This is a genomic window from Marinobacter sp. UBA5687, assembly GCF_002420325.1.
Lineage (GTDB): Bacteria > Pseudomonadota > Gammaproteobacteria > Pseudomonadales > Oleiphilaceae > Marinobacter > Marinobacter nauticus.
Map to the genome: position 1 here is coordinate 7955 of NZ_DIHV01000076.1, position 6714 is coordinate 14668.

The following is a 6714-nucleotide window of genomic DNA, read 5'->3' on the forward strand; positions in this document are numbered from 1 at the left end:
GGCCTGATGAAGGCGGTGGACAAGTTCGAGTACCGTCGTGGCTACAAGTTCTCCACCTACGCTACCTGGTGGATTCGCCAGGCCATCACCCGCTCCATCGCGGATCAGGCCCGCACGATCCGGATTCCGGTGCACATGATCGAGACGATCAACAAGCTCAACCGCATCTCCCGCCAGATGCTGCAGGAGATGGGCCGCGAGCCCACACCCGAGGAGCTGGGCGAGCGCATGGATATGCCGGAAGACAAGATCCGCAAGGTGCTGAAGATCGCCAAGGAGCCGATCTCCATGGAAACACCCATTGGTGACGACGAAGACAGCCATCTGGGCGATTTCATCGAAGATATCCAGGCTCTGTCGCCAGTGGATTCTGCCACCGCTGAAGGCCTGCGCGAAGCCACCCGCTCCGTGCTGGCCGGCCTGACCGCTCGGGAATCCAAAGTACTGCGCATGCGCTTTGGTATCGAGATGAACACCGACCACACTCTGGAAGAAGTCGGCAAGCAGTTCGACGTTACGCGAGAGCGTATCCGTCAGATCGAAGCCAAGGCCCTGCGCAAACTGCGCCACCCTTCCCGCTCCGATCACCTGCGCGGCTTCATTGACGATCAGGGCAACGGTTAATCCCCAAGGCAGTAGCGGGCGCCACCCCTCGTGGGTATAATGGCGCCCGCTTTCTTTTCCGGGCCTATAGCTCAGTTGGTTAGAGCAGGGGACTCATAATCCCTTGGTCGCTGGTTCGAGTCCAGCTGGGCCCACCATCTCCCAAACTCCGCCCCCAACCCGCACCCCACTCACTCCTGTCCAACTTATTTACACATACGCCTCCAACCTTCTCTTAAGCACTGCCCAAGCCTCTGTTTTAACGTCAAATAATCCTATTGGCACACACTGTGCTAAAAGTCAGACGTAAGTACAGATCGCGGCTTCGCCGCACTGCGTTCAGGGCTTGCCCTGAGAGAAGGTGAAAAATGAAACAGATTACAAAGCAGATAACACACGTTATTGCGGCTCTGGCATTAACCTGGTCTGCTGGGGCTATGGCCCTGATCCTTGGCCCCGCAGACGCCGACAAAACTGTCGACGTAGGCCCCCCAAATCCAGCGCTTGACGCCGGTGACGTTGCAGCCCTTTTTGGAACGTCCGACCTCACTTTGCTTTACAAGTCCAACTACGAAGGCCCGGAAGAAGGCTCCTACCAATCCTTCTACTCCACCAGTTTCACCGGAGACCCAAACAACGCGGTGATCAGCTGGGATGGCCCGGACTACATTGTGTGCCCTGAGTGCTATCTGGTTGTCAAAGACGGCAACGAGCCACAATACCTGTTCAACATCGGCAGCTGGAATGGCCAGGACGTACTGGATCTTCAGGGCTTTTATCCGAACAGAGGCGCCATTTCTCATGTAGCGATCTTTGGCAAGTCCGTTCCTGTACAGGTTCCTGAGCCAGGAACACTGGGCCTGCTGGGACTTGGCATTCTGGGCATGCTCACAATCAGAAGAAAGTTACAGAAACCTGCCTGAGTGTCGACATTCTTTACATGCCACTAAAGCTCCCTCGGGGAGCTTTTTTTGTGCCCGTTCACAAAACCGCAAACATTAAGTAACAGAAATACACAGAAGCCCACCTTTTAAGCTCATGAGTTTTCAGCCGTTTTAGACAATTCTTGAGGTACGTGGTTCTACCGACACCCTGTCGTGTCAAAAATGCCAACGTCCCGATCAGACAAGCCTCATACACTAAAACCTGAACAAGCGTACCAGTCCTGAAAGGAATCCCTCGGGACTGAGCACAAAAACAATGAGTGAACGGAGTGTATACATGGTTCTTTCCCCCCGATTCTCAGTACGGGCGGTATCCCTTGCCGTTGCAGCAGTTTCCGCCTCCCTGTCCATGCCCACCAGTGCCAGTATGGGCAACCTGGGCACCAGTTATGGTGTAATGCCGGTCGATGTGGCCACCGCCCAGTCCCTTTCAATGTTCAATGAGCAGGTTTCTGCCACCTACTACAATCCGGCAGCACTGACGAAAGATCCTCGTGGCGAGCTTACGGCGGGTATCCTTCATTCTGAACAGGAGCTGCGCTCCGATAATCCCAACGCCAGCGGGGACATTGTCTCCGACTCCCCGAGCCAACACGTTTTGATCGGCATGAAGACCAACCTTGGGTCACTCACCCGGTTCGGGCACCCCATCTATCTCGGGTTTATTGCGGGCGTGGAAAAGTACGGTAAGGAGATGCTGGCTTTCAGCTCTGAAACCAGCGAGAGCGGACAGTTCCTTCAATACGGGAAAGAACCTTTGTTCCTTAACATCGGTGGTGCAACCCCGATCTGGCGCGGTATTTCCGCCGGTGCTTCGGTTCGGGTAACGCTTGAAGCGACCGCTAATCTTGATGCCGTCTCCACGCTGGGCGGCGAAACCAGCCGTGAGCGCCTTGCGGTCAATGCCGAGCCTTCTCTGAAGACCATTCTGGGCACGAACATCGATCTGGGCAGCACATTTTGTCCTGAATCTGACTGTTTCCTGAACGGATGGGAAACGGCGCTGACCTACCGGACGAAGTCATCGGCCTCAACCACAGTCGACTCCAACATCATCGTGACCCAGACCATCCCGGATCCCGGGCTCAGCCTGGCTGTGACAACCATCGACTCATTCCAGCCGGAAACGATTGCCATCGGCACCCAATACTCCGGTGACGGCTGGCGCATCGGCGGCAGTATCGAACAACAGAACTGGTCGGAACTGGAAGACGAATTCAGCGGCGACTCCATCAAGGACCAGGGTTCCGTAGCTTCCGGAAACCGGATCGGTTTCGACGACGTTCTGATTCCCCGCCTTGGTGCGGAATATCAGTTGAACAAGAACTTCGCCGTTCGTGGCGGTATTGCCTACGAAGAGTCTCCCCTTAAAACCACCCGTAATCCGGAGCTCAACTACCTGGATACCGACAAACTGGTGGTTGGCCTTGGTATCAGTGCCACTTACGACCGAACCCGTCTGCTGGCCTACCCGGTACGCCTCGACCTGGGCTACCAGTACCAGCAACTGCAGGAGCGCGACTTCACCCTCGTTGACTACGACGGTGACGAAACCAGTGTCACTGCCGATGGTGATATCCACGTATTCAGCGGCTCCATCACCCTGAAGTTCTGAGGAGGCTTGCCATGAAGTACAACAAGACCCTGGCACTGATTCCGGCCATTTTGCTGGCCGCCTGCGGCGGTGGCGACAAACAGACCATTGACGAAAAGCCCAGGCCCGGCGCAATGGTCTATTCCTTCCCGATGGATGGGCAAGCTGATGTCAGCCCGAAAGCCGACATCGTGCTGCGCTTCTCACATCCTATTACCGATGATGAAGCAACCCTGCAGAACAAGATCATCCTGCAGAGTAGTGGCCAGTCCCAGCCTTTTACGGTGACATTGATCGATAGCGGCAAAAGTCTGAAGCTTGAGCCCGCTAACCCGCTTGCGACCGGCGAAGAATTCAGCGTGACGTTCCAGGAGCCACTGGCCGCCGAGGGCGGCCGGCAAATCACCACTCCGAACGCGACAGGTGATGATGGCATCCAGTTCGCAACCCGCGGTGCCTATGCGGGTCTCGCGGGGCTGGCCAACACCGCAGACACTTTCGACATTGCCTGGCAAGTACCCGCCAGCGACAGCCCATTCCAGGCCATGAATTTTTCGACCTTCCGGTTTGCCATGACGCAACCGGTCCATCCTGAATGGCAATCACTCGGCGGCAGTATTCAGTTAAAGGACGCCAGCGGTGAAGAGGTTCCGGCGACGGTACTGGTTAAAGGCAACCGCATTACGGTTGACCCCTGCGTAACCCCCGAACTGTCGCAGTGCGGCAGCAAGCAGGATATTCTCGACACCGGTGAAACCTACACCCTGCAGTTGACCAACCTCGCCAGCCTGACCGACAGCAGTGAGGACAACCGCTTCACCGGGGAATTCACCTTTACCCCGAGAGACACGGGCCCAACGGTTGTATTGCAACAGACTGCCGTGGATTCCGGCAACGGTGAGCTGAGCTCCGTGCTCAACGGCCAGGCCCTCAATGCCGTCACGCTCAACTCGGTACTCCAGGGCGAAGCCGGCCCCTCTCAACAAACCGGGGACCTGTTTGCCGAGCTCGCCTACGCCCCTGCGTTTGATGCTGACGAAGCACTGCCGCTGCGCATTCCCAAGGGCAGTGTGCTGAAAAGCACCAGCCTGAACGTACTCGTGGGTGGCAAGGTACAGGTTCTGGATGCCGCGACCGGCGAAGACCAGCAAACCGGCACCATCAAAGTGACCATGCTCTCGGATGCATCCGGCTACATGAGCCCGAACCAGTACACCGATGACATCAATGCCCCGCGGCATATCACCCTGTTTATGGACGTATCCATGAACACGGAGGCAGCACAGCCGAATGCCGCGCTGTCCCAGGATCTGATGGGGGTTGAACTGCGCGGCATTGCTCTGGTTCGGGACGGCGTTCTGACCATCGACGCCATCGGCATGGTGGAACCAAACCTGCTGGGTCAGGAATTCACCGATTCCACCATTGCCTTCCATCTGCAGGCCGCAACCGATGCCGACTCGGTTCTGGATGCCGAGAACCTGCGGGAACTGGATGCCACACCACCCAGCCTGGTGAGCTGGATGCCCGGCCCTGCGAACGCCGTTCCGGCAACCCGACAGTCCATGCAGCGCCCGGGTGACCCGATCATTCTGTTCTTTGATGAGCCGCTTGATCCGAAATCAATCGAAACTGGCATCACGGTGTCGGAAAACGGCACCGCGATTGACGTTCAGCATGCTATCGACGGCACCACGGTAACCCTGAACAAAGCCGGCGGTCTGGAGCATGGCAAAACCTATGATGTGAGCGTCAACGGCGTCTCCGATCTGGCCGGGAATGTCGTCGCCCTGGATACGCTGACCTTCTCACTGGATCCCATCGAAGGCAACAACGTTGAGGTTCGCCCGCCACTGGCACTTACTACCTATCCCGGTTTCCCCTGCGAAACCAATCACAGTGCACTGGACCTTGCCAATGGTGTGCTTGGCCAGTGCTATGACGTGAGGGGCGACGCCTATAACGGAGGACGGGCAGCGACCGTCGACATCATGCCGGTAAGTGAAATGCCGGCGGATCGGCCCATTACCGTGGTTTTCTCAAAATCGATGGATATCAACTCCTTTATTCTCGGCCAGACCTTCGCCGTTGAGAAAGTGACTCAGTCCGGTATCGGCGCGGGAACTGTGAGCGTTGTCGAGAGCGTGCCCGGACGGCTAGAGAAAAACACTCAGCGGGTGCGGTTCTTTCCGGATCAACCCTGGGAACCCGGTGCTCACTATCGTTATACCTTGGCATCCTCAGAGAGCTCTGGCGCCTGCTCGCCCGGGAGCTACAGCGCAATCTGCGACACCGATGGCCTGGCTCTGAAAACGGATCTGCTCGAGGGTCTGAACGACCCGGATGGTGGAAATGATCCACTGGTGATCTATTTTACGGCCACAGAAGCGGTCTCGACGGTATTCACACCGCTGAGGAACCTTCCCATTCGCGATACCAACTCGAACTTCCTGATTGACTGCAATCCCTATGACAGCAGCAAGGGTAACCGGGCATTTGAGAATACCGACGACTGCCTCGAGCCGTTTGCCCATGAAGGCAGTGATGCGGAGGGATGGGCTCCCTCTGCCAACGCAACCAAGCTGGCCGTTCGCAATCAAACAGCTCAAGCCAGCGCTCTTGCAGGTGGTAATGTACCGGCGCAGGTCGGTTGTGACGCCGGCGAAGGGGTCTCCTGCCCTCGCAGCAAGTTCATTTATCAGACCTACGCCCTTAACACCGAGGTAAAAGGCCCCGGTACCTATGATCCGGATCCAACCGTTGAGGGTGATGAGATCGAGGGCATTCTTGTGGATCTCTATCCAACACTGCTCGCAACCAGCTCCATCAGCGTTTTCACCAAGATCAAGCTGGCAGGCCTTATTCCACTGCAGGAAGAAACGGTGACAAACACCCAGGTTCTCAGGATGCGTTACGCGAAAGATGATCCTTCGTGCACTGGTAGCAACTGCGCACGCAACTCACTCATTCCCGGGGTGATCGCTGAAGGCGAAAATGGACAGCCAGTGTTCATCACCAAGGCGGACCTGCTGCTGGACGCTCCAGACATGGTCATTCCACTGGGCGGCACCCATGATCTCTATGGCCGGCCATTCACTCTCGACCTCAAAGGAGACATCACCTTCTTTGATGACGGGCGTATGCAAATCGAGCAACGTAATGTGAATTTTGTTGGCAATGCGGATGAGCTTCTGGTGACAGCCAACACGGCGGGAATCTCTCAGATCGGCCTGGTAACCATCAAGTTGCCGCTGGAGATTCCGGTTGGTGGCACCTACCTCAACTTCATCTCCAACCCGGTCAAAGACCTACCGGCTCAGTACGAATAAAACACAGGTTACTCAGGTCTACCCTCCTCAGGCCAGTCTCCGGACTGGCCTTTTTTGTTGGCCTTTCGGGGCCACAATCGCAATCGGTTTTTCATTCCGGGTCGTTTTCCTGATAATCTGGTTGCAATATGAAACCCAACAACAAGAATTCCGGGAGAGCCTGCATGGAAAACGGCGTCCACTACCGCACCTGTCACCTCTGCGAAGCCATGTGTGGCGTTGCCATTGAGGTCAACAACGGCAA

The 6714-nt window shown here is 56.5% G+C and carries 4 protein-coding genes and 1 tRNA gene; all 5 read left to right on the forward strand.

The window, feature by feature from the left end; translation table 11 throughout:
* The coding region (locus B3Y70_RS07955; protein WP_288589573.1) for a sigma-70 family RNA polymerase sigma factor at positions 1-624 on the forward strand (624 nt) is incomplete at its 5' end.
* A 60-nt stretch (positions 625-684) separates the two neighbouring features.
* Positions 685-761, forward strand: a tRNA-Ile gene (locus B3Y70_RS07960).
* A 210-nt stretch (positions 762-971) separates the two neighbouring features.
* On the forward strand, positions 972-1526 hold the full coding sequence (locus tag B3Y70_RS07965; RefSeq protein ID WP_011784179.1) for a PEP-CTERM sorting domain-containing protein: 555 nt from the start codon (positions 972-974) through the stop codon (positions 1524-1526).
* 298 nt (positions 1527-1824) lie between these two features.
* Entirely contained in the window at positions 1825-3162 is a 1338-nt protein-coding gene (aupA, locus tag B3Y70_RS07970; RefSeq protein WP_153740779.1) for an alkane uptake protein AupA, read from the forward strand.
* An 11-nt stretch (positions 3163-3173) separates the two neighbouring features.
* Entirely contained in the window at positions 3174-6470 is a 3297-nt protein-coding gene (locus tag B3Y70_RS07975) for an Ig-like domain-containing protein (protein ID WP_288589576.1), read from the forward strand.
* The last annotated feature ends 244 nt before the right edge of the window (positions 6471-6714 follow it).